Origin of the sequence: Arenimonas daejeonensis (assembly GCF_007993735.1) — a bacterium.
In the GTDB taxonomy this organism is placed as follows: Bacteria; Pseudomonadota; Gammaproteobacteria; order Xanthomonadales; family Xanthomonadaceae; genus Arenimonas; species Arenimonas daejeonensis.
In genome coordinates this window covers 696805-718772 of the sequence record NZ_CP042453.1, presented here as the reverse complement: position 1 = coordinate 718772, position 21968 = coordinate 696805, and the positions used below count along the sequence as shown (strand labels likewise).

Here is a 21968-nt window from a genome sequence, read left to right as displayed (position 1 = left end):
AGGAAGGTGTCCACCCCGAGGAGACGCGCCATGGCTTTCGCCGCCGCACGACCCGATTCGGACACGATGGCCGACATGAACATCACGCCCCTTATGGACGTCATGCTCGTGCTGCTGGTCATCTTCATGGTCACCGCTCCGCTGATGGACTGGCGCCTCGACATGCGCCTGCCACAGGCGGATCGCAAACCCCTGGTCCCACCCGCCGAACTCACGCTGGCGGTCGAACCCGGCGACCTGTTCCGCCTCGATGGCGAGGCCATGGCCCCGTCGCACATCGAGGCGCGTCTGGCCGAATGGAGCCGCCAGCAGCCGGAAGGCGTACTCAGGATCGACGTCAGCCCGGACGCGGACTACCAGTCGGCCGCCACGGCCATGGCGGCCGCCCAGCGTGCCGGCGTCGCCCACGCCGGGCTGGTCGAACACTGAGCGCCGGCGCGCGTCTTCGGCCGGATCCGCCGGCTCAGGCGCGACCGTCGACCGCCGCGATGATGTCCAGGTAAGCCCGGACCGTTTGCTCCAGGCCGGCATGAAGGGCTTCGCCGATCAGCGCATGGCCGATCGAAACCTCCAGCACCCCGGAACGCCGCGCAGGAAGTCACCCAGGTTGGCCTGGCTCAGGTCGTGCCCGGCATTCACGCCCAGACCCAAGGCCTGGGCCTCGTGGGCCGTCTTCGCGCACTGGGCCAGTGCGGCATGGGCGTCTCCGGCGGCATGCGCCTCGGCATAGGGCCCGGTGTAGAGCTCGATCCGGTCGGCCCCCAGTGCGGCCGCGAGTTCCAATCCCGGCGCCCCGGCGTCCATGAACAGCGAGACCCGCGTCCCCAGTGCCTTGAGCTCGGCCACCAGCGGCCGCAGCCGTCCGGCATCGCGGGCGAGGTCGAAACCGTGGTCAGAGGTCAGCTGGCCGTCGCCATCAGGCACCAGGGTCGCCTGCTGCGGCCGCACGGCCGCGACCAGGGCCAGGAAGCCCGGATACCCCGGACGCGGCGGGGCGAAGGGATTGCCCTCGAGGTTGTACTCGGCCCGCCCGGCGACCAGGCCGGCCAGGCCCAGCACGTCGTCTGGCCGGATATGGCGCTGGTCCGGGCGCGGATGCACCGTGATGCCGCCGGCACCGGCACGGAGGGCCGCCTCGGCGGCAGCCAGCACGCTGGGTTCGGCCCCGCCCCGGGAGTTCCGGAGCACCGCCACCTTGTTGACGTTGACACTGAGCACAGTCATCCAGCCAGCCTACCTTGCGCACCGGCGGTCGGAAAACCCCGGGCTGCCGCACGTAACGGGCCCGGGCTTTGGGCGATAATCCGGCGATGTTCCTGAACCGCCTGCTACGCGCCGGCCTGCTGGCGGCCGCCCTGTGCCTGACCCTGCCAGTGCAAGCCTTGGCGGTGCCGGGCGCACCTTTGCTGCGCCACTTCACCGCCGACGACACCAAGACGCCGCCCGGCCATCTTGCGTTGGCAACGGGCGTGAACGGTGAACTGTTCGTTGGCAGCAGTGAAGGTGTGTTGCGTTACGACGGCGTCGACTGGCTGTTGACCCCGCTGCCCGGCCGCTCGGCCGGCCGCTCGCTGGGCGCCGGCGCCGATGGACTGGTCTATGTCGGTGGCTACGACACCTTCGGCCGCCTGGTGCGCAACGGCGACGGCGTGTTCGCTTACGAAGAACTGCTGGACCGCGCCGGTCTGCGCAATGAGCAGCGCCATGTCGGCGTGGTCTGGGAAGTGCTGCCCGCGGCCGACGGCGTCTATTTCCGCGCGGACGAGGCATTGCACTTCGTGCCCTACGAAGCGCAGGCCCAGGCGCAGCGCTGGCCCTTGGCCGCGGATGTACGCAGCTTCTACCTCGCGGGCGACACCCTGTACACACGCGTCCAGGGGCGCGGATTCAGCCGTTTCGAACAGGGCCGCCTGGTGCTGGAACCCGGCGGCGAAATTTTCGCCGACCAGCCCTTGCCCGGCGTGGTGGATCGCGGCGACTGGCGCCTGCTGGTCGGGCGCGAAGGGCTGTACCGCGCCGACGCCGAAGGCATCCGGGCCATTCCTGGCGCGGCCAGCCGGCAGCTGGCCGGCAAGGGCAGTTACGTGGTGCAGTCGCTGAGCGACGGCAGCTTCGTCGTCGGCACGCTCGACGGCGAATTGTTCCGCATCGGCGCCAACTTCGAACTGCGCGAACGCATCGACCTCGGCAGCTTCGGCATCCACGACCTGGGCCTGGACCGCGAGGGCGGGCTCTGGGCCGCCACGGAAGGCGACCTGGTGCGCATGTCGCTGCCCTCGCCCTGGTCCTTCCTGGGCGCGGCACATGGCCTGGCCGGCAACCCGCATGATTTCGAATGGCACGATGGCGCGCTGTGGCTGGCCACCAGCCGGGGTGTCTCGAGGCTGGTGGTCGGCGACGACGGCAGCGTGCGGCACCAGGCGCACGACTGGACCGAATACGAAGCCACCTCGCTGCATTCGAGCGATGCCGGCCTGTTGATCGGCCTGCGCGAGGGCCTGAAGGTGCTGGACCCCGGCGCACGCACGCCGCGCGTGCTTTACGAAAACGACAACGACGGTGTTTTCGGCCTGCAGGCGTCCACCCATGTTCCGGGCCTGGTCTATGCCATCTCCTCCACCGAGTTGCTGCTGGTCGAACAGCGTGACAAGCGGTGGCACGTGGACAAACGCATCCCGCTGGACGGTGTCAGCGTCAATGGCCTCGAGGAGACCGCGCCTGGCGTCATCTGGCTGGGAGACACCCGCGGCCCGGTGCAGCGCTGGACCCTTGACCTCAAGGCCGGCAGCGTTGTCGATCGCGAACGTTTCGCCGACGACCGCGGGCTTGTGGTGGATCCGCAGGACGGCACCAGCGTGTACCAGCTGGATGGCCGCCTGCATGCCATCAGCGGCAGCGCCGGATTCCGCCTGGAAGGCGGGAGCTTCGTCCCCGACAAGGCGCCGCCCGTCACCCTGGTGGACCGGCCGCACGAGCTGGTGGTGCAGTCCACGGCCCTGGGAGATTACGCCTACACCACGCGCGAGCTCTGGTGGCGCAAGGACAAGGGCGGCGAATGGCAGGCACTCTACCCCGGTGCGCAGACCGCCGCGGGTTACGCCAACCTGCGCGTCAGTCGCGACGGCGTGTTGCGCATCGCCACCTGGAACGGCTTGCTGCAGTACGACCCCGACGAAGCCGCCATTCCGCCGCAGCCGCTGCGCCTGAGCATGGAAAGCGTGGTCGCCCGCAACGTCGAGGGCGAACAGCTGCGCCTGCCCAACCGCAGTGCCAGCGCCCCGGTGCCGGTGCCGCCAGGGCACAGCCTGAGCCTGCGCTTCGGCATGGTCAGCATGGAAAGCGGCGCCGAGTTCCGCTATCTGCTGCACGGTGTCACGCCCGACTGGAGCGACTGGACCGACCGCGACCTGTTCATCCGCGCCCTGCCTGCCGGCAACTACGTGCTGGAAGTGCAGGCACGTACCCGCAATGGCCGCCAGGCCGCCGCGATGAACTACCACTTCCAGGTGCAACCGCGCTGGTACGAACAGTGGTGGCTGCTGGTGCTGGGCCTGCTGGCGCTGGCCGGGCTTGCGGCGGCGATCACGCTGTGGGCGGTGCGCCAGCGCACCGAACGTTACCTGGCGGCCAACCGCCGGCTCGAGGGCCGCATCGCCGAACGCACGCGCGAACTCGAGGACGTCAACCGCAAGCTGGCCGAACTGGTGACCGAGGATGCGCTGACCGGCGTTTCCAACCGGCGCGCGCTCGAGAACGGCCTGCGCCGCGAGTGGTTCCGTTGCCTCGACCAGCGCAGGCCGCTGTCGGTGCTGATGATCGACGTGGACCACTTCAAGGCCTACAACGACGCCCACGGGCATCTCGAAGGCGACGTCCAGCTCAAGGGCATCGCCCAGCGGCTGAACCAGCAGCACGACCCGGAACGGGAACTGCTGGCGCGTTACGGCGGCGAGGAGTTCGCCCTGCTGTTGCCGGGCGTGCACCAGGAGGAAGCGCTGCGTCGTGCCGAGGTGATCCGTGCCGCCATCGCCGCCAGCGATGCCGGCATGACCGTCAGCATCGGCGTCGCCGGCTTCGTGCCCAACGTGCAGTCCGAACCCGACAGCCTGCTGCGCCGCGCCGACGCCGCGCTGTACGCCGCCAAACGCGCCGGCCGCAACCGCGTGCTGGCCGACGAGGCGGACACGGCCGCTGCGCCCACCTGAGGGCAAAAAAAGAAACGGCGGCCGAAGCCGCCGTTCCCGGGTCGCCACGATGCAGCTCAGGCTTTCTTGATCAGGCCGATGATCGCCAGCAGGATCACTGCGCCGATGAAGGCGGTGATGAACAGGCCGACGTCGCCGCCGAAGTTCACGCCCAACCGCGGCAGCAGCCAGCCGCCGAAGAAGGCGCCGACGACGCCGACCAGGATGTTGACGATGACGCCGAAGCCGCGGCCCTTCATCACCACGCCGGCCAGCCAGCCGGCCAGTGCGCCGATGAGCAGGAAAATGATCAGGTTCATGGATACCTCCCCGGAACGGGCATTGTTGTTGTGTGCGACGGCCGCCGCTGTCTGCGGCGTACCGGGCTCAGGCTAACACGCGTCTCAGGAGTCGTTGCCTTCGCCCGAAGCGCGTGCGCGCCGGTTGGCCTCGGCCTGTTCGCGCAGGCGGCGAAGTTCGTCAGGGCTCATGATGTGGCCGACATCGCGCGTCTGGCTGGCGATGCGCGAGGACATCCAGCCGAGTATCCAGGCGACCATGAAACCGAGCGCGCAGGCCAGGAAGAACAGCACGCCCAACGTCGGCATGCTGCGCATCATGGCCAGGGCCAGGCAGGCCAGGGAAGCGAGCAGATAAAGCCAGTGCATGGGCCACCTCACGGGAATTTCCGGGGAGTGTAGCCCAAGCCGGGCCGGCCGCGGACAGCCCCCGGCGGCCTCAGAGCAGGGGCGAAAACAGCCGGGCACAGGCATCGCCCAGGCGTCGCGGGAACGGCGCCCTCGCGCGGTCGGCCCGGACCTCGTGGCAGTGCTCCAGGTCGAGCAGGATCTGCCGTTCCAGGGGCCGCCGCCACCCCGATGTCGTGCACCAGCAGCGAAAGTTCGAAGTTGAGCCGGAAACTGCGGTGGTCGAAGTTGGCGCTGCCGAACAGGCAGCTGTCTTCGTCCACCAGCAGCGCCTTGCTGTGCAGCATGCGCGGGCCGTATTCGAACACCTTGACGCCGGCGGCGATCAGCTCGTCGTAGTAGGAGCGCGCCGCCGCGCTGACGATGCGCGAGTCGCTGCGAGCCGGCACGATTACCCGCACGTCCAGGCCACGCAGCGCCGCCGACGACAGCGCCATGCGCGCCGCTTCGCCGGGCACGAAATACGGCGTCACCAGCCAGACCCGGTGGTTCGCCTGGTGGATGGCCTCGACCTTGACGCGATGGATTGCTTCCCAGGGCGAGTCCGGGCCCGAGATCAGCACCTGGGCCAGCACCCGGCCGGTCGGCGCGTCCGGCCACAGGTGGTCGTCGCGCAGGGCGATGCCGGTGGCGTAGTGCCAGTCCTCGAGGAAGGCCAGCTGCAGCCAGCGCACGACCTCGCCTTCCAGCCGCAGGTGCAGGTCGTGGTAGGCACCGGGATCGAGGCGTTCGTTCTCCTCGTCGGTGATGTTGATGCCGCCGGTGAAACCGAGCAGGCCGTCGATCACCACCACCTTGCGGTGGTTGCGCAGGTTCACCCGCGGCCGCCAGATCCAGCGCAGTTTCGCCGGGTGGAACCAGGCGAACTCCACGCCGGCCGCGTGCAGTGGCACCAGGAAGGCGCGCGACAGCCGCGAGGAACCGATCGCGTCGAGCAGCAGGCGCACCCGCACGCCGGCACGCGCACGTTCGATCAGCGCATCGCGGATCATCGTGCCGGTGCGGTCGGGTTCGAAGATGTAGTACTCGACGTGCAGGTGGTGGCGGGCGCCGGCGATCGCTGCCAGCAGCGCGTCGTAAGTGGCGGCGCCGTCCACCAGCAGGTCCACGCGTTTGGCCGTGCCCGGCGCGAAACCGGTGGCCGCCTGGCCCAGCCGCGCCACCGTGATGCAGTCGCTGCTGGGCTCGAACCCGGGTGGCAATGCCCTGCTCAGGCCGGCACGCGAACGGGAGCGCCGCGATTGCTGCCGCTTGATCCGCTGCGGGCCGAAGAAGTGGTAGATGACCAGGCCGACGACCGGCAGCAGCGCCAGCGACATGATCCAGCTCAGCGTGGCGATCGGCTCGCGCTGCTGCATCACGATCCAGACCGACAGCACCACCAGGTACAGCGCCCACAGGCTGACCACGACCGGCTTGAGTTCGGGCCAGAGTTCGCTGAAGGACATGACGGCTCCCCGTGGTCGTCTCAGTCCGGGAGACCGGACCGGCGTAGGCTGGGGCCATGATCGCAGACAAACCCGGTCCCGGTGCCAGGACGGCGGCCACCAAGGGCCGTGGCGCCGTGGCCAACACGCCCGGCCGCCACGCGAAGACGGTGCACCAGGCCGAGGACGATGGCTGGTTCCACGACGGCGAGCCCGAGCCCAACCCGCGAACCACCGTCACGGAGGAGCGTGCGCGCAGCGTGCTCCGACGCAACGATTCGCCCGACATCCCCTTCGATCGTTCCGTGAATGCCTACCGTGGTTGCGAACACGGCTGTTCCTACTGTTTCGCCCGGCCATCGCACAGTTACCTGGAGCTCTCGCCGGGCCTGGACTTCGAGACCCGGCTGTTCGCCAAGACCAATGCCGCCGAGGTGCTGCGCGCCGAACTGGCCAGGCCGTCCTACCGCTGCGCGCCGATCGCGATGGGCACCAATACCGACCCTTACCAGCCGATCGAGCGTCGCTACCGCATCACCCGCGGCATCATCGAGCTGCTGGCGGAAACCCGGCATCCCTTCACCCTGCTCACCAAGAACGCGCTGATCGAGCGCGACCTCGACCTGCTGGGGCCGCTGGCGCGCGAAGGCCTGGTCAGTGCCGCGCTGTCGGTGACCACGCTGGACAACCACCTGGCGGCGAAACTCGAACCGCGCGCCAGTGCGCCGCACCGGCGCATCGCGGCGATCCGCCGACTGGCCGACGCCGGCATCCCGACCGGCGTGATGTTCGCGCCGGTGATCCCGGCGGTGAACGACCACGAGATGGAAGCCGTGCTGGAGGCCGCGCGTGACGCCGGCGCCACCCGCGCCGGTTTTGTGCTGCTGCGCCTGCCGCACGAACTCAAGCAGCACTTCCGCGACTGGCTGGACGCGCACGTGCCCGAACGGGCGGAGCACGTGATGAGCCTGGTGCGGCAAAGCCGCGGCGGACGCGACTACGACGCCAGCTTCGGCCAGCGCCAGCGCGGCAGTGGTGCCTGGGCGCAGCTGGTGGAGGCACGGTTCAACCTGGCCTGGCGCCGGCTCGGTTATTCGTTATGGCGCTCGAAACCGCTGGACAGCACGCGGTTCACGCCGCCGCGCCGGCCCTCGCCGCAGGCCGAGCTGTTCTGAGCCGGACGCGTCCGGTCAGAACCATCCCGCCGGCAGCAGCGGGCCGTCCAGCCACAGCCAGCGCGCCATCCAGGTGCAGACGATGCTGATCAGCACGGTCAGCGGTACGCCGATGCGCAGGAAGTCGCCGAAGGTGTACTGGCCCGGGTTGAGGATCAGCAGGTTGCCGTGGTGGCCGATCGGCGTCAGGAAGGACGCCACCGCGCCAAGTGCAGTGCACACCACGAACGGTTCCGGCGGCAGGCCCAGCGCGGACGCCACCGAAAACGCCACCGGCGCCAGCAGCACCGTGGTGGCGGCGTCGGAAAGGATCTGGGTCAGCAGGGCAGCGGCCCAGAACATCACCAGCAGCACGGTCAGCGGCGGCCAGTCGGCGGCGAATCGCAGCAGCTGGTCGGCGAACAGCTGCGCCGTGCCGGTCTTCTGCATCGCCACGCCCAGCGGGATCACGCCGGCGATCATCACGAAGATGCGCACCTCGACGTTGCGGTAGGCGTTCTCGATGTCCACGCAGCGCGTCAGCACCATCGCCACCGCGCCGGCCAGGAAGGCGATCTGTGCCGGCAGCACTTCGGTGGCCGCGGCCACGATCGCGGCGGCCATGATGCCCAGCGCCACCGGCGCGCGCCGGCGCTGGCGGCCGGCGGCGGTGAACGGCATCAGCATCAGGAAACCGCGGTGGGACGCCAGTTCCGACAGCGTCTGCTGCCGGCCCCAGAGCACCAGCAGGTCGCCTTCGCGCAGCACCATCTGCGACATCTCGTCGCGCAGCCAGCCATCGCGCCGCCACAGTCCGACCACCACCACGCCCAGCGTGCGCACGAAATCGATTTCGCCCAGGGTGCGGCCGATGAACTCGGAATCGGGTGCCACCACCGCCTGCACGATCTGTTCTTCGCCCAGCAGTTCCGACTTGTCCTCGTCGGTACGGGATTCGCCGTACTTGGCCACCGAATGCAGGGCCACGCCGGGTTCGTCCTTGATCGAGGCGATCTCGTCGGGCGAGGTGCGTACCAGCAGCACGTCGCCGGCCAGCAGCGGCTGGTCACTGGCGCGGCGGCGGCGGCGCATGCCCTGGCGCAGCCAGTCCACCACCGCCAGGCGGTCGCCGAAGGCCTTCTGGAACTCGGCATAGGGTTTGCCGATCCAGGGCGACGCGTCTTCGATCAGCAGCTCGGTGTAGTAGTGGTCCAGGCGCAGATAGTCGGTTTCTCCGCCGCTGCCGGTGCGGCGCGGCAGGATCCAACGGCCCAGCAGCATGTAGACCAGGCCCAGCAGCACCAGCGCGGCGCCGATCGGCGTGATCGAGAACACGTGCAGGCCTTCGCCGCCATTTCGCTCGAGCAGGTCGGCGGCGATCAGGAAGGCCGGCGCGCTGAACAGCGTCAGCGTGGTGCCCAGCGAGGCCGCCAGCGACATCGGCATCAGCAGGCGCGAGGCCGGGATGGACTTGTCGCGCGCCAGCCGCAGCATGATCGGCAGCATCATCGCCGTCACCATCAGGTGGTGCGAGAACGCGGCCAGCGTGGCCACGGCGGGAATGGTGATCGCGATCGCACGCCACTCGCTGCCGCCCGCGGCCTTGCCGATCAGCGCGCCGATGCGGTCGGTGACGCCGGTGGCGGCCAGGCCCGCCGACAGCACGAACACCGCCGCGACGATGATCGCCGGTTCACTGCTGAATCCCGACAGCGCCTCCTTGCCGTCGAGGATGCCGGTCAGGGCCAGGGCCATCAGCGTCAGCATCGCAGTCACGTCCACGCGCAGCTTGCCGCTGATGAACAACACCAGGGCGCCGGTGAGGATGACCAGAAACAGGATCTGCTGGAAGTCCATGGAAGTCCGGGGATGGGGGCGGCGCAGGCGTCTGCCCGCGCAGGCGAACAGCTTGCCGGTGCGGCCGCCCGCGGCGCAAGCTTGGCTTGACTCATCGTCGGAGCCTGCCGTGGACCGTATCGTTTCGCTGTGCACCGTACTGTTGCTGGCGGCACCCGCTGCGCCCGCGGCGACGCGTGAATCCTATGTCGAGAACGAAGCGGCGATCGCCGTCGAGCAACCGGGGCCGCACGAAGGCGAAGGCACCAGCACCGCCTACCCGTTCTTCGCGGACGCCGAGGGTTTCCGCGTCGTGTTCAGGAAGCGCGCCCTGCACCCGGGGGCCAGCATCGGCCTGCACACCAACGACAAGGACGAGGTGTACTACGTGCTCAGCGGCCGCGGCGAACTCACGCTCGAGGGCAAGGTCAGCGAAGTCGGTCCGGGCGACGCCATCCTTACCCGCGACGGCGACAGCCACGGGCTCAGGCAGCGGGGCGACGAAGACCTGGTGATCCTCGTCGTGTTCCCCAAACGCCCGACGGATCCCTGAACGCGGCGCGCCTCAGCGCGCCAGCCAGCCGCCGTCCACGGGAATGATCGCGCCGTTGACGTAGTCCGATGCCGACGACGCCAGGAAGATCGCGGTGCCGCCCAGGTCCGAGGCCTCGCCCCAGCGGTTGGCCGGGATGCGGTCGAGGATGGACTTGTTGCGGTCGGCATCGGCACGCAGCTGCGCGGTGTTGTCGGTGGCCATGTAACCCGGCGCGATCGCGTTGATGTTGATGCCCTTGGCCGCCCACTCGTTGGCGAGCAGCCGCGTGATGCCGGCGATGCCGGACTTGCTGGCGGTGTAGGACGGCACGCGGATGCCGCCCCAACGACAGCATCGAGGCGATGTTGATGATCTTGCCGCGGCCCCGGGGCGATGAAATGCCGGCCCGCCGCCTGCGACATGAAAAACGCGGACTTGATGTTGACGTTCATCACGTCGTCCCAGTCCTTCTCGCTGAACTCCACCGCGTCGGCGCGGCGGATCAGGCCGGCGTTGTTGACCAGGATGTCGAGCCCGCCCAGCCCGGCCAGCGTTTCCTCGACGATGCGCCCGACCGGCTCGATGCTGATCAGGTTGGCTTCGATGAAGGTGAAGCGCCGGCCGAGCGCGCGGACCCGGGCTTCGGTCTCGGTGGGTTCGGCGATGCCGGCCGCGGCGATGTCCGCGCCGGCCTCGGCCAGCGCCAGCGCGATGCCCTGGCCCAGGCCCGTGTTGGCGCCCGTGACCAGTGCGACCTTTCCCTTGAGGTTGAACAGTTCGGTGGACATGGCCTTCCTTACTTGAGCTGGCAGATGTCGAGCTGGTGCATGTCGGTGTAGTCGAGGTTCTCGCCGCCCATGGCCCAGAGGAAGCAGTAGTTCTTCGTGCCCGAGCCCATGTGGATGGACCACGGCGGCGAGACCACGGCTTCGTCGTTGCCGACAACCAAGTGCCGCGTCGCGGCCGGGTCGCCCATGAAGTGCATCACCTTCTGGTCGGCCAGGTCGAAGTAGAAATAGACCTCGCTGCGGCGGTCGTGCAGGTGCGGCGGCATGGTGTTCCAGACGCTGCCCGGCTTGAGGATGGTCAGGCCCAGCAGCAGCTGGCAGCTGGTGCAGGTGGCCGGCACGATGTACTGGTAGATGGTGCGTTCGTTCGAAGTCTCCAACGCGCCGCGTTCCAGCGGCACGGCCTGCTCGATCGAGATGTGCTTCACGGCGTGGCGCGTGTGCGCCGGGGTCGAGGCCAGGTAGAACTTCGCGGGCGTGCCGGCATCGGCGGAGGCGAACACCACTTCGGCGCTGCCCATCGGCACGTACAGGCCGTCCTTGGGCTTGAGCGTGTAGGCGGTGCCGTCCACGGTGACGGTGCCGGTGCCGGCACCCACGTTCACCACGCCCAGCTCGCGGCGCTCGAGGAAGGGCTTGCCCTTGGCCGAAGCCGGCTCGCTCTGCACCGGCAGCGCCACTGCGGCCGTGGTCGGCGCGGCGCCGCCGATCACGAAGCGTTCGTTGTGCGAATAGTTCAGCACCACCTGGCCGGGCACGAAGAGCCCGCTCATCAGATAGCGGTCGCGCAGTTGGTCGTTGCTGGCGCCGGCCATCATGTCGGGGTGGGTGGCGTGGTAGGTCTTGGTGAACATGGGTCTCTCCGGGTGCTGCACCGGTGGATTTCTACCGGTGTCATTCTGGGTGGCGAAGTGCGGGCGTGGCGGGTGCGTCGGGGCTCAGTTCTGGGGCGGCTGGCAGGAGTCGCGCACCACCAGGTGCGGCGACACCGAGATGCCGGCCTGGGCCTGGGCGGCGCGCGGCCAGTTTTCGGCCAAAAGCATCGCCGCCGCCTGCCGCCCAAGATCGCGCACCGAGAGTCGGAGCGTGGTCAAGGCCGGCCACAACTGCGACGCCAGCGGGCTGTCGTCGTAACCCACCACCGACAGGTCGCCGGGAATGGACAGGCCCATGCGCAGCGCGGCCTTGTAGATGCCGGCGGCCATTTCGTCGTTGCAGGCGAAGATCGCGCTCGGGCGCGGGTGTTTGGTCAGCAGCCATTCGGCGCCGGCGACACCGGACTCGAAGGTGTAGCCGCCTTCGTAGATCATTTCCGGCGGGATCTCGATGCCGCGCTTGGCCAGGGCCTCGGTGAAACCGCCGCCGCGTTCGATCGAGCTGCGGTAGCGTTTCGGGCCGGTGACCAGGGCGATGTGGCGGTGGCCGAGCGACTCGAGGTAGTTGGCGGCCTCGGCACCGGCCTGGCGGTCGTGGGTGAGCACCATGTTGGCCGGCTCGTCCATCGCCACAGAGGCGATGCGCACATAGCGGCAGCCGATCTCCTTGAGCACGTCGGCCAGGGCCTGGTCCTCGGACACGCGCGGGATCAGGATCACGCCGTAGAGTTTCTGCTGCTGCACGAAACGCTTGATGCCCTCGATGTAACCCTCGCTCTTGGAGTCGCAGGGATGCACCACCAGTTCGAAGCCGGAATCGCGCAGCGCGTCCAGCGCGCCGTACTGCAGGTTGACGATGTACTGCGCGGTCGGGTTGTCGAACACCAGGCCGATCAGGAACGAACGCCGGAACGCCAGCCCGCGCGCCTGCGGATCCGGCGCGTAGCCCATCTGCTGCATCAGCGACAGGATCTTCTGGCGGGTGTCGGGCCGCACCAGCGGCGAGTCGTTGATCACGCGCGACACCGTCTTCTTCGACACGCCGGCCAGGCGCGCCACGTCATTGATGGTGTTCTTGCCGTGGGTGCCGCTGCCGGTCGCAGGGGCGGCGGCGGCGGGGGCCAGGGTCTTGGCGTCTTTGCTCATGGTCATCGGATTCTAACCGTCCGTCCGGGCGCGTGCCGGGCTCACTTGAGCAGGCCCGGCAGGGTCAATGTCAGGCCCGGCACGAAGGCCACCAGCAGCAGCACCGCCAGGGCCGCCAGCCAGAACGGCCAGATCGTGCGCAGGCTCTGGGCGATGCTGATCTGGCCGATGGCCGTGCCCACGAACAGCACCGAACCCACCGGCGGCGTCACCAGGCCGATGCCGCCGGTCAGGATCAGCACCACGCCGAAATGGATCGGGTCGATGCCGTAGGCCCTGGCCACCGGCAGGAAGATGGGCGTGCAGATCAGGATCATCGGCGCCAGGTCCATGAAGGTGCCCAGCAGCAGCAACATCACGATCACCAGCAGCAGCATCGTCGTCGGCCGCTCGGCCACCGACTGCAGCGTGTCCACCGCCGCCGCCGGCACCTGCAGGTAGGCCAGCAGCCAGCCGAACACCGCCGCGGCGGCGATCACGAACAGGATGGTCCCGGTGGTGCGGGCCGCACCCATCGCCGTTTCCAGGAAGTCGCGCCAGCCGAGCTTGCGGTAGACCAGGGTGGTGACCAGCAAGGCGTACACCACCGCCACCGCCGCGCTTTCCACCGCGGTGAACACGCCGGCGCGGATGCCGATGAAGATCAGCGCCACCAGGCCCAGGCCCGGCAGGGCGGCGATGAAACGGACCAGCACGGCGGCCCAGCCCGGAAAGGGCTCGGTGCCATAACCGCGCCGGCGCGCCACCGCGTAACCGGTGAACATCAGCACGAGCGTCATCAGCAGCGCCGGCACGATGCCCGCGGCGAACAGGTCGGCGATGGACAGCCCGCCGCCGGCCGCGGCCGAGAACAGGATCAGGTTGTGCGAGGGCGGCACCAGCAGCGCCACCAGCGCGGCGGTAATGCTGACGTTGACGGCGTAGTCGCGGTCGTAACCGCGCTTGACCATCTGCGGGATCATCGCGCCGCCCACCGCCGAGACGTCGGCGATGGCCGAACCCGACACGCCGCCGAAAAACAGCGAGGACAAAATGCTCACCTGCCCCAGGCCGCCGCGCAGCCGGCCCACCAGCGCCGCCGCCAGGCTGATCAGGCGCTCGGAGATGCCGCCGTGCATCATGATCTCGCCGGCGAAGATGAACAGCGGGATCGCGATCAGCGAAGCCGAGCCGGTGCCGGCCGCGGTCTGCTGCACCAGCACGATCGCCGGCAGGTCCAGGTAGAACAAGGTCGCCAGCGCCGCCGCCGCCAGCGCATAGGCCACCGGCACGCCGATCAGCAGCAGCAGTGCGAACAGTCCGAACAGCAGGGCAACGGCCATGCTCAGCCCTCCCCGGCCGGACGCAGCACGCCCAGCAGCCGGTGCAGCGCGAACACCACCATCAGCGCACCGCCCAGGCACAGCGGCAGGTAGGCGCTGCTCTGCGGCAGCGGTGCGCCGGCCAGGCGCACGTCCAGGCCGTCCAGCCACAACACGCCCGCGCCGATTGCCAGGCAGGCGCCGATCGCGGCGACCACCACCCGGTCGCCGCCGCCATCGCGCGCCGTGCCGCCGGGCCCAGCGCCTCGGCCAGCAGCACGAAGCTGAAATGCCGGCCGGTGCGCACGCCGGCCGCGGCGGCCAGGCTCATCGCCGTGCTCAGCAGCAGCACGGTCACCGGCTCGGTCCAGCTGGGGGAATCGTTGATCACGTAGCGCGCGAACACCTGCCAGCCCTGCACGATCACCAGACCGACCAGGGCCAGGGCGGCGACGGCGGTCGCCGCCTGCGCCAGGCGGTCCAGCGGATGGCGCGGGGTAGCGGGAGTTTCGGTTTGTGACATCGGGAACCTCAGGCCAGGTCGCGGATGCGACGGTGCAGGGCGGCGAGCTCAGGCGCCGCCAGGTAATCGCGCAACAAGGGTTCGGCCGCCGCGCGGAATGCGGCGCCGTCCACGGTGTTGAAGGCGACGCCGTGTGCCCGCACCGCCTCGCGGGCGGCCGTTTCAGACGCGTCCCAGGCCTCGCGCATCACCGCCACCGACCGGCGGGCGGCGTCGAGCACGCGTTCGCGGTCGTCGGTGCGCAGGGCGTCGAAACTGCGGCGCGACATCAGCAGCACGTCCGGCGCATACGAATGTTCGGACTGCGACCAGAAACCCGCCGCCTCGAAATGCCGGCTGGAATGGAAGCTGCGGATGTTGTTCTCGGCACCGTCGATCAGGCGTGTTTCCAGCGCCGAGAACACCTCGCCATAGGCCAGCGGCGTCGGGTTCGCGCCCAGCTCGCGCAGCAGGCGGATGAAGATGTCGGACGGCGGCACGCGCAGCTTCAGGCCCTGCAGGTCGCCGGGCGCGTGCAACGGCCGCTGCGTGTTGTAGAAACAGCGCGCGCCGCTGTCGTAGATCGCCAGGCCGACCAGGTCGCGTTGCGCGAACCCCGCCAGCACCGCCGCACCGACTTCGCCGTCTAGCGCGCGCCGCAGGTGCGCCACCGTGTCGAACACGTAGGGCAGGCAAAGCGCCTGGGTCAGCGGGAAGGCGTTGTTCACCGCGCCGGTATAGACACGGGTGAGGTCGATGGCGCCAAAACGTGCCATGTCGATCGCCTCCGACTCGCGGCCCAGCTGGCCCGAGTGGTACTGGCGCAGGCGCACGCGGCCTTCGGTTTCGCGCGCGAGCGTTTCGCCCAGCCATTCGACTGCCAGCACGGTCGGATAACCCTTCACGTGCACGTCGGTGGCAGTCAGTAATTGCGAGCCGTCGATCGCGGCCAGGCCGGGACGGGCCAGGGCCAGTCCGGCGGCGGCCCCAGGCCGGTGAGGAAACGGCGGCGATCAGTCATGGCTGGATGGAAGGCTGGGCCGGCACCGCGTGGCAACGCAGGTCGCCGGCGGCGCCGAAATGGATGCGGGCGGACTGGCCCGCGAGGATGTCATGGATGCCGGTGGCGGCGCCCGTGGTCACCAGCATGCCGGCGCGCAGCGGCAGGCCACGTCGCGCGCACCGGCCCAGGCGAACGCCAGCGCCGCACCCAGGCCGCCGGGTACCGAAGCGGCGCCGCCACGGCCGACGCTGATTTCGTCCACGAAGGTTTCGCAGACCAGGCCGGCCTCGTCGTGCCGGCGCCAGTCGGCGATCTCCGGGCCCAGCACCAGGCCGGCGTTGTTGCCGAAGTCGGACACGACCACGGCCGGGCCCAGCACGTTGATGGTGGCCAGCGGGCTGCCGGCGGTCTCGATGCCGATGTGCAGGGCGGCGACCAGGGCCAGGGCTTCCTCGGCGGTCCACATCGTCTTGCCGGCCGGGGCGTCGGCCGCCAGCTGGAACACGTACTCGGCCTCGACCGCGGCGAAACCGCCCACGAACACCGGCACGTCCGTGCTGTCGCCCACGGCCTGCGGCCAGACCGCGTGCGTGAAGATCGGGCCGACCAGCCGGTCTTCGCCGGAGGCGTCACGCCGGTCCGGGGCGATGTAGCCCACCTTCCAGCCGGCCAGGGTGTCGGGCCAGAGCGCGATGGCGGCGTCCTGGCAACCGTAGCCCGCCGCCAGGTCCGCGGGCGGCGTGCCGGGGAACCCGGGCAGGGCTTGGCCGGCCAGGCGCGCCTGCACGAAGCTGGCGGCGATGGTTTCCGGGTAACTGCCTGTCGTCACGGGGTTCTCCTGGCCTTTGTGGCCTGCTGGGCCCCGCCGGCACTAGCCAGGACAGGGCGGGGATTGGTATAGAGGAAACCGGTGTCATTTACAACACGACCGCGTCCGGACCACAGTCGGCCGAAAGACGCGGCGAATCCTGGGAGGGAGTCATGCCTGAGCACCACCGACCCGCCGGCCCGAGCCGGCGTACCAGCGACCGCGCCACCCTGGCCGCCCTGCTGCTGGCCGTCATCGCCCTGGCTTTGATGCCCCGGCGGAAACCGTGGCGGCCGACCGTGGCCCGCTGGCCTTCCCGGGCGCCCAGGGCTGGGCCGCGCACACGCCAGGCGGCCGCGGCGGCAAGATCCTGCGCGTCACCACGCTGGCGCCCGAGGGCCCGGGCTCCTTCATCGAGGCGGTGAACACGCCCGGACCGCGCATCGTCGTGTTCGAGGTCGGCGGCGTGATCGACCTCGACCGCCGCGAGGTGCGCATCACCGAACCCTTCCTCACCATCGCCGGCCAGACTGCGCCGCAGCCCGGCATCAGCTTCATCCGCGGCGGTTTCATCATCGCCACGCACGACGTGGTGGTGCGGCACATCCGCGTGCGCCCCGGCAGCACCGGGCTGCCGCAGCGCGCGGGCAAGGACTTCGATGCGATCACCACCGTGCGCGGCGCCCGCGACGTCATCGTCGACCACTGCTCGATGACCTGGGCCACCGACGAGAACCTGTCGGCTTCCAGCACCCGCTTCGCCGGCGAAAGCCGCGACGACTGGAAAGCGAACGCCTCGCGCCGCATCACCTTCAGCAACAACCTGCTGGCCGAGGGCCTGGCGAATTCGACCCACGGCAAGGGCGAGCACAGCAAGGGCACGCTGATCCACGACCACGTCAACGACGTGTTGATCGTCGGCAACCTGTACGCGCACAACTACGAGCGCAATCCGCTGTTCAAGGGCGGCGCGCGTGGCCAGGTGATCAACAACCTGATCTACAACCCGGGCCAGCGCGCTGCGCACTACAACCTGATCGCCGAGGAATGGCTGGGCCGCGAGCCTTACGAAACCGGACAGATGGTGCTGCGCGGCAACGTCATGCGCGCCGGCATCGACACCGAATCGCTGGCCTTCTTCATGGTCGGTGGCTCGGGCGATATCGAACTTTTCACCGAGGACAACCTGGTCGTGGACCGCATCGGCCAGCCGCTGCCGTTGCAGGGCAGCTACACCACCGCGCCGCTGAAGGTCATCACGCCGGCGAAGGCGCCCGCGCTGCCGTTCGGCGTGCGCGTGCTGCCTTCGGCCCAGGTGCAGGACGCGGTGGTCGCCAATGCCGGTGCGCGGCCCCGGGACCGCGACGACATCGACCGCCGCATCGTCGCCGATGTGATCGAGGGCCGCGGCCGAATCATCGATCACGAGGACCAGGTCGGCGGCTATCCGAAACCCACGGAAACCCGCCAGCCCTTCGTGCCCGCCGACTGGGACCTGGCGACGATGGAGCCGCTCAAGCCGCTGCCGCGCCGCGAACCCCTGCGCTGAAACACGCGCCGCGCGGCAAACGCGCGGCGTCGGCTCCGGCGGGACGACGGCTTGGCATCGGTGGCGAGCGGTCATGCCGCCACCTCCCAGCCCGCCAGCACGCGCGCGGGAGAAAACGCCGCCGCCTGCTCCGCGTCGAGCCAGCGGCGCACCGGCGAACGTGCCGCGCCCGGCCCGCGGCTGTCGAATTCGTACAACCGCGCATCGAGCGGTTCCAGCATCACCCGCTGGCCGTCGCGCGCGGTGTAGGCCATCGCATCCCAGCCGGCGACCGGGTCGATGTGCGCATCCATCCAGCACGAGAGATACGCGGCGTTGCCGAGCACGTCGGGATCACCGTACTTGCCGTCGGCGAACGTGCGGCCCGGTCGCCAGGCGCGACCCAGCGCCACGCTGGCGTCGGGCACGCGCGCTTCGCGCGTCAGCCGGCAGTGTTCGAACACCAGGCCGCAGTCCTGCGCCGCCGGCGTGCTGGGTACCGCGACGTAACCTTGCCGCGGCTTGCCGGGCCGCCAGCGCGACTGCAGCTCGCAGTCGCGGAACAATGCGCGACCAGCGCCGAACACGAAATCCACACTGCCGCTGATGCGGCAGCCGCGGAACAGGCTGCGCCCTGCGTCCACGAACAGGGTGTCCTGGTGGCCGACCAGATCGACATCAACCAGATGACTGCGGTCGGCGCCCTGATCCAGCATCAGCGCCACTGCCTGCAGCCCGTTCGGGCCGATCGGCTGGAAGCGCGGCGAATCGAGGTTGCCGACGTAGTCGAAGGAATTTTCGATCGTGAGGTTGCGCGCGGAAAAATCCGACGCGCGCACGATCAGGCTGGCGCAGCCCCAGGTGCCACCTGGGCGTGCCGTCCGGGCCGGGTTGTCCGGCCGCGGCGTCGAAATGCATCACGCTGGCCGCGCGGTCCGCGCCGACCAGGTGGACGTTGGGACGATCGATGACGATCTTTTCGCGCCAGCGGCCCGGGCCGACCAGCACGCGCCACGGCCGCCGGCCATCGGCCGGAGCATCGGCGACCGCCGCGGCGATCGTGCGGTGGCTGCCGCGCCCGTCGGCACGCACCAGCGCATCGAAGCCGGTCGGCGGGCGCGCCGCGCGCGCTGCAGGGCAGGCCGCCAGGGTGGCCACGGCCAACCCGGCGCCGAGGAAGGATCTGCGCAACATGGATGCGTTTCCCGGAAGGCGCCGCATCGGCACCGGGACGGCGGAGAGAGGCCGTCCCGGTGCCGCGCGGCGCGGGCGCTCAGAACTTGTAGCGCACGCCCAGCAGGTACTGCCGGCCGGTGTGGGTGTAGACGCTGGCACGGTCGCCGGTCGAGCTGACCCACTGGTCGTTCCACTCGTCGGTGAGGTTCAGGCCCTCCAGCGAAACCTGCCACTGGTCGTTGATGTTCCAGGCCACCGACGCATCCACCGTCATCGTTTCCTCGGTGCCTTCGACGTCGTTGCCGTTGCGGCCGGGGATCGTGGTCAGGTACTCGTCGCGGTAGGCCGTGGACACGCGGGCGGAGAAGCGGCCGTCGTCGTAGTACAGCGTACCGCTGTACGAGTTCTCGGACAGGCCGACCATCGGGCCCTTCGCCGACGGTGCGCCCGACGAGCTCAGGTACTGGATCTCCGAGTCGACGTAGGTGTAGCTGAACTGCACGCCGAGATTGCTGAAGGCGCCCGGCAGGCTCTTGAACTGCTGCTGGTAGTTCAGCTCGTAACCGAGCAGGTCGCCACCCGGGGTGTTGAGCGGCTGGGTGAAGTCGAACTCGTCGGTCGGCACGGCGCCGGTGCCGTCGAGCAGCGAATCCGGCAGGCCCGAGGTGTTGTACGGACGGGTCTCGCGCGAGGTCTGGATGTAGCTGTCGATGTCCTTGTAGAACACGCCCAGGCCCAGCAGCGAACCCTCGGCGAAGTACCACTCCAGGTTCAGGTCGACCGTGCTGGCGCGGAACGGATCCAGCTTGGGGTTGCCGGTGGTGACGGTGCGCGCGCCGCCGCTGACCGTGACCGTGGCGCCGGGGTTGAGGAAGCCCAGGTTCGGGCGCGCCATCACCTTGGCCGCGGAAACGCGCACCAGGAAGTCGGGGGTGAGTTCGGCGACCAGGTTCATGGACGGTAGCGTGTCGCTGTATTCGTGCTCGACGCGGGTCGGCACCGGCACGCCGCCGACGAAGGAGGAACCGTCGCTGGTCAGTTCGGTGCGCACGTGGCGGATACCGATATTGCCGTTCACCGGCACGCTGCCCAGCTCCACCGAGAAGTCGCCCTGCAGGTAGTAGCCGAAGTCCTTCTCGTTGACCGAACGGTTGTTGGCGGCGACGCCCGAAAGCGTATCGAACACCTCGAACAGGCCGCTGTTGCCGTAGATGTCGAACAGTTCGTTGATGGCGTTGACGTCCGGCACCAGCCAGCGACCGTCGGTCACCGTGATGTCCTCCAGGCCCGCCTCGCGCAGCATGGCCGCGAGCGTGGCCGGGTCAAGCGCCGGCACGGCGGATTCCGAGGCGCGGCGCCATTCGCGCGAGGTGTAGGTGTAGTCCTTGAAGGCGATGCCGCCCTTGACGGTGAAGTATTCGTCCACGGTCCAGGCCAGGTCGAACTCGGCGCTGTCGAACTCGTTCTCGACCCACTGCGGGCGCAGGCGGATCTCGGCCAGGGTCCAGCCGTTCGGGTCCAGCGGGTCCACACTGCCATAGTCGAAGTTCGGCAGGCGGTTGTTGCCGCGGTAGTCCCAGGTGTAACCTGGGCATTGAACTTGTCCATGATGACCGTGGTCTGGACCGGGTTGTCGTAGGTCGAACGGGTCGAGCCGATCAGGCCGCTGGCCTTGAGGCTGTCGGTGAACTCGAACTCGCCGCTCAGGCCCCACTGCAGGAACTCGGTCTCCTGCACGTCGGTACGCGACTCGGAGCGGATGTCCACGTTGTCGAACACGCCGTAGACCAGATTTCCGTTCTCGTCGACCACGCCGTCGCGCACGATCGTTTCCGGCTTGCCGGTGCCGCTGCGGCTGAAGGACACGGCTTCGAAATAATCCTCGGTGCGGTTGGCATCGAAGGTCGAGTAGAGCACGTCGAGCGCGAACTCGGCCCGGTCGTTGGGGCGGAACTGCAGCGAACCGGTGGCGCCCAGGCGCTCCTGTTCGTGCTCCATCACGCCGTAGCGCGGAATGCGCGGGTGGAACGTGGTCGGCAGCAGGGCTTCGGAGAACGGCGAGGACGGGTCGAAGCCACCGTTGCTGGTGCCGGAGTCCCAGCGCACCGTGCTGTGGCCTTCCTCGACCAGGGTGCGGTCGGTGTAGGCCACCGACAGCAGTGCGCCGAAGGTGTCGTCGGCCCAGGTGTTGCTGATCAGCGCGGACGCGCGCGGCGACGAGTCGGACGACAGGTCGTTGTAGCCCATCTGGCCACCGGCCGCGAAAGTGAAGCCGTCATAGTCGAACGGGCGCGCGGTGCGCAGGTCGACGGTGGCGCCGAGCGAACCTTCCTCGATGTCGGCCGAGGACGTCTTGCGCACCAGCATCTCGCTGAAGAGTTCCGATGCGAAGGTGTTGAAGTCGAAGCCGCGGCCGCGGTTCACGCCGCCGGAGCTGTCGGTGCCGCCGCCGGTGGCCAGCGCTTCCATGCCGTTGATGCGCACGCGGGTGAACTGCGGGCCCAGGCCGCGCACGGTGATGGTGCGGCCCTCGCCGGCGTCGCGGTCGATCGCCACGCCCGGGATGCGCTGCAGGGACTCGGCCAGGTTGAGGTCGGGGAAGTCGGCCACGTCCTGGGCGACGATGGCGTCCACGGTGCCGACTTCGGCGCGCTTGATGTCCAGGGCGCGGTCCAGGCTGCCGCGGAAACCGGTTACCTCGATCGTGTCGAGGGTGGTCGGATCGCTGGCGGCCTGTTCAGCGGCTGCGTCTGCGGCGGCCTGGCCCGTTGTCGAGGTCTGCGCCGCGGCTTCTTCGGCCGGCGGGGCAGTCTGCGCACGGCTCACGGCCGGCGCGGCATAGAGGGCGACGGCGATCGCCGAACTTAGGACGGCAAGCAGCGGGCCCCGCGGGCCGCGATGGGTCGACTTCATGATGTTCCCCTCCCAGGGATGGTGGACCGACTTCGGAGCCAGTTCCAGATTGATTATTGACACCGGTAGCAAACGAGGGCAAGGA

13 protein-coding genes and 6 pseudogenes are annotated in these 21968 nt (G+C 69.4%); 5 read left to right on the top strand and 14 right to left on the bottom strand.

The features are described 5' to 3' along the window. The first annotated feature begins 30 nt into the window (after positions 1-30). Complete coding sequence (locus tag FRZ33_RS03480; protein ID WP_146907665.1) at positions 31-429, top strand: ExbD/TolR family protein; 399 nt, start codon at positions 31-33, stop codon at positions 427-429. A 34-nt stretch (positions 430-463) separates the two neighbouring features. On the opposite strand, the pseudogene FRZ33_RS03475 reads toward FRZ33_RS03480, so the two are convergent. After that, positions 464-1224: pseudogene (locus FRZ33_RS03475) on the bottom strand (pyridoxine 5'-phosphate synthase). Positions 1225-1310: 86 nt separating this feature from the next. Between FRZ33_RS03475 and FRZ33_RS03470 the strand changes: the two are divergent. Then, positions 1311-4205 carry a ligand-binding sensor domain-containing diguanylate cyclase gene (locus FRZ33_RS03470; protein WP_146907663.1) on the top strand — a complete coding sequence of 965 codons (2895 nt, stop codon included), beginning with the start codon at positions 1311-1313 and terminating at the stop codon, positions 4203-4205. Positions 4206-4261: 56 nt separating this feature from the next. On the opposite strand, the gene FRZ33_RS03465 is transcribed toward FRZ33_RS03470, so the two are convergent. The 3 genes and pseudogenes from FRZ33_RS03465 to cls all read right to left on the bottom strand — a co-directional run bounded on the left by FRZ33_RS03465 (position 4262) and on the right by cls (position 6339). Then, positions 4262-4504, bottom strand: a complete 243-nt coding sequence (locus FRZ33_RS03465; protein ID WP_146907661.1) for a GlsB/YeaQ/YmgE family stress response membrane protein — start codon at positions 4502-4504, stop codon at positions 4262-4264. Positions 4505-4588: 84 nt separating this feature from the next. Beyond that, positions 4589-4852, bottom strand: coding sequence for a hypothetical protein (locus tag FRZ33_RS03460; protein ID WP_146910562.1), 264 nt, complete (start codon positions 4850-4852; stop codon positions 4589-4591). A gap of 70 nt (positions 4853-4922) precedes the next feature. Further along, positions 4923-6339: pseudogene (gene cls, locus FRZ33_RS03455) on the bottom strand (cardiolipin synthase). Positions 6340-6395: 56 nt separating this feature from the next. Between cls and FRZ33_RS03450 the strand changes: the two are divergent. Then, positions 6396-7493 carry a PA0069 family radical SAM protein gene (locus FRZ33_RS03450; protein ID WP_146907657.1) on the top strand — a complete coding sequence of 366 codons (1098 nt, stop codon included), beginning with the start codon at positions 6396-6398 and terminating at the stop codon, positions 7491-7493. A 15-nt stretch (positions 7494-7508) separates the two neighbouring features. Here FRZ33_RS03450 and FRZ33_RS03445 read toward each other — a convergent pair whose 3' ends face one another. Further along, complete coding sequence (locus FRZ33_RS03445) at positions 7509-9329, bottom strand: SLC13 family permease (RefSeq protein ID WP_146907655.1); 1821 nt, start codon at positions 9327-9329, stop codon at positions 7509-7511. Between the two features lie 109 nt (positions 9330-9438). On the opposite strand from FRZ33_RS03445, the gene FRZ33_RS03440 reads away from it, so the two are divergent. Then, the gene (locus FRZ33_RS03440) at positions 9439-9861 is read left to right on the top strand and encodes a cupin domain-containing protein (RefSeq protein ID WP_227978065.1); all 423 of its coding nucleotides are present in this window, start codon (positions 9439-9441) and stop codon (positions 9859-9861) included. A 12-nt stretch (positions 9862-9873) separates the two neighbouring features. Here FRZ33_RS03440 and kduD read toward each other — a convergent pair. The 7 genes and pseudogenes from kduD to FRZ33_RS03405 all read right to left on the bottom strand — a co-directional run bounded on the left by kduD (position 9874) and on the right by FRZ33_RS03405 (position 16287). Next, a pseudogene (gene kduD, locus FRZ33_RS03435) lies at positions 9874-10631 on the bottom strand (2-dehydro-3-deoxy-D-gluconate 5-dehydrogenase KduD). Between the two features lie 8 nt (positions 10632-10639). After that, positions 10640-11485, bottom strand: a complete 846-nt coding sequence (gene kduI / locus FRZ33_RS03430; RefSeq protein ID WP_146907651.1) for a 5-dehydro-4-deoxy-D-glucuronate isomerase — start codon at positions 11483-11485, stop codon at positions 10640-10642. Between the two features lie 84 nt (positions 11486-11569). Then, complete coding sequence (locus tag FRZ33_RS03425) at positions 11570-12658, bottom strand: LacI family DNA-binding transcriptional regulator (RefSeq protein WP_425480614.1); 1089 nt, start codon at positions 12656-12658, stop codon at positions 11570-11572. A 35-nt stretch (positions 12659-12693) separates the two neighbouring features. Further along, a complete protein-coding gene (locus FRZ33_RS03420; protein ID WP_146907648.1) occupies positions 12694-13974 on the bottom strand; it encodes a TRAP transporter large permease in 1281 nt (426 codons plus the stop codon). Positions 13975-13976: 2 nt separating this feature from the next. Continuing rightward, positions 13977-14476, bottom strand: a pseudogene (locus tag FRZ33_RS03415) (TRAP transporter small permease). Between the two features lie 8 nt (positions 14477-14484). Then, the gene (locus tag FRZ33_RS03410) at positions 14485-15429 is read right to left on the bottom strand and encodes a TRAP transporter substrate-binding protein (protein ID WP_146907646.1); all 945 of its coding nucleotides are present in this window, start codon (positions 15427-15429) and stop codon (positions 14485-14487) included. A 43-nt stretch (positions 15430-15472) separates the two neighbouring features. Next, a pseudogene (locus FRZ33_RS03405) lies at positions 15473-16287 on the bottom strand (2-keto-4-pentenoate hydratase). Between the two features lie 265 nt (positions 16288-16552). Between FRZ33_RS03405 and FRZ33_RS03400 the strand changes: the two are divergent. Further along, positions 16553-17815: a pectate lyase family protein gene (locus FRZ33_RS03400; protein WP_146907644.1), complete on the top strand. Its 1263-nt coding sequence runs from the start codon at positions 16553-16555 to the stop codon at positions 17813-17815. Positions 17816-17886: 71 nt separating this feature from the next. Here FRZ33_RS03400 and FRZ33_RS03395 read toward each other — a convergent pair whose 3' ends face one another. Both FRZ33_RS03395 and FRZ33_RS16720 read right to left on the bottom strand, forming a co-directional pair. Further along, positions 17887-18708 carry a pectinesterase family protein gene (locus FRZ33_RS03395; protein WP_146907642.1) on the bottom strand — a complete coding sequence of 274 codons (822 nt, stop codon included), beginning with the start codon at positions 18706-18708 and terminating at the stop codon, positions 17887-17889. Positions 18709-19067: 359 nt separating this feature from the next. After that, positions 19068-21883, bottom strand: a pseudogene (locus FRZ33_RS16720) (TonB-dependent receptor). Positions 21884-21968: the final 85 nt, after the last annotated feature.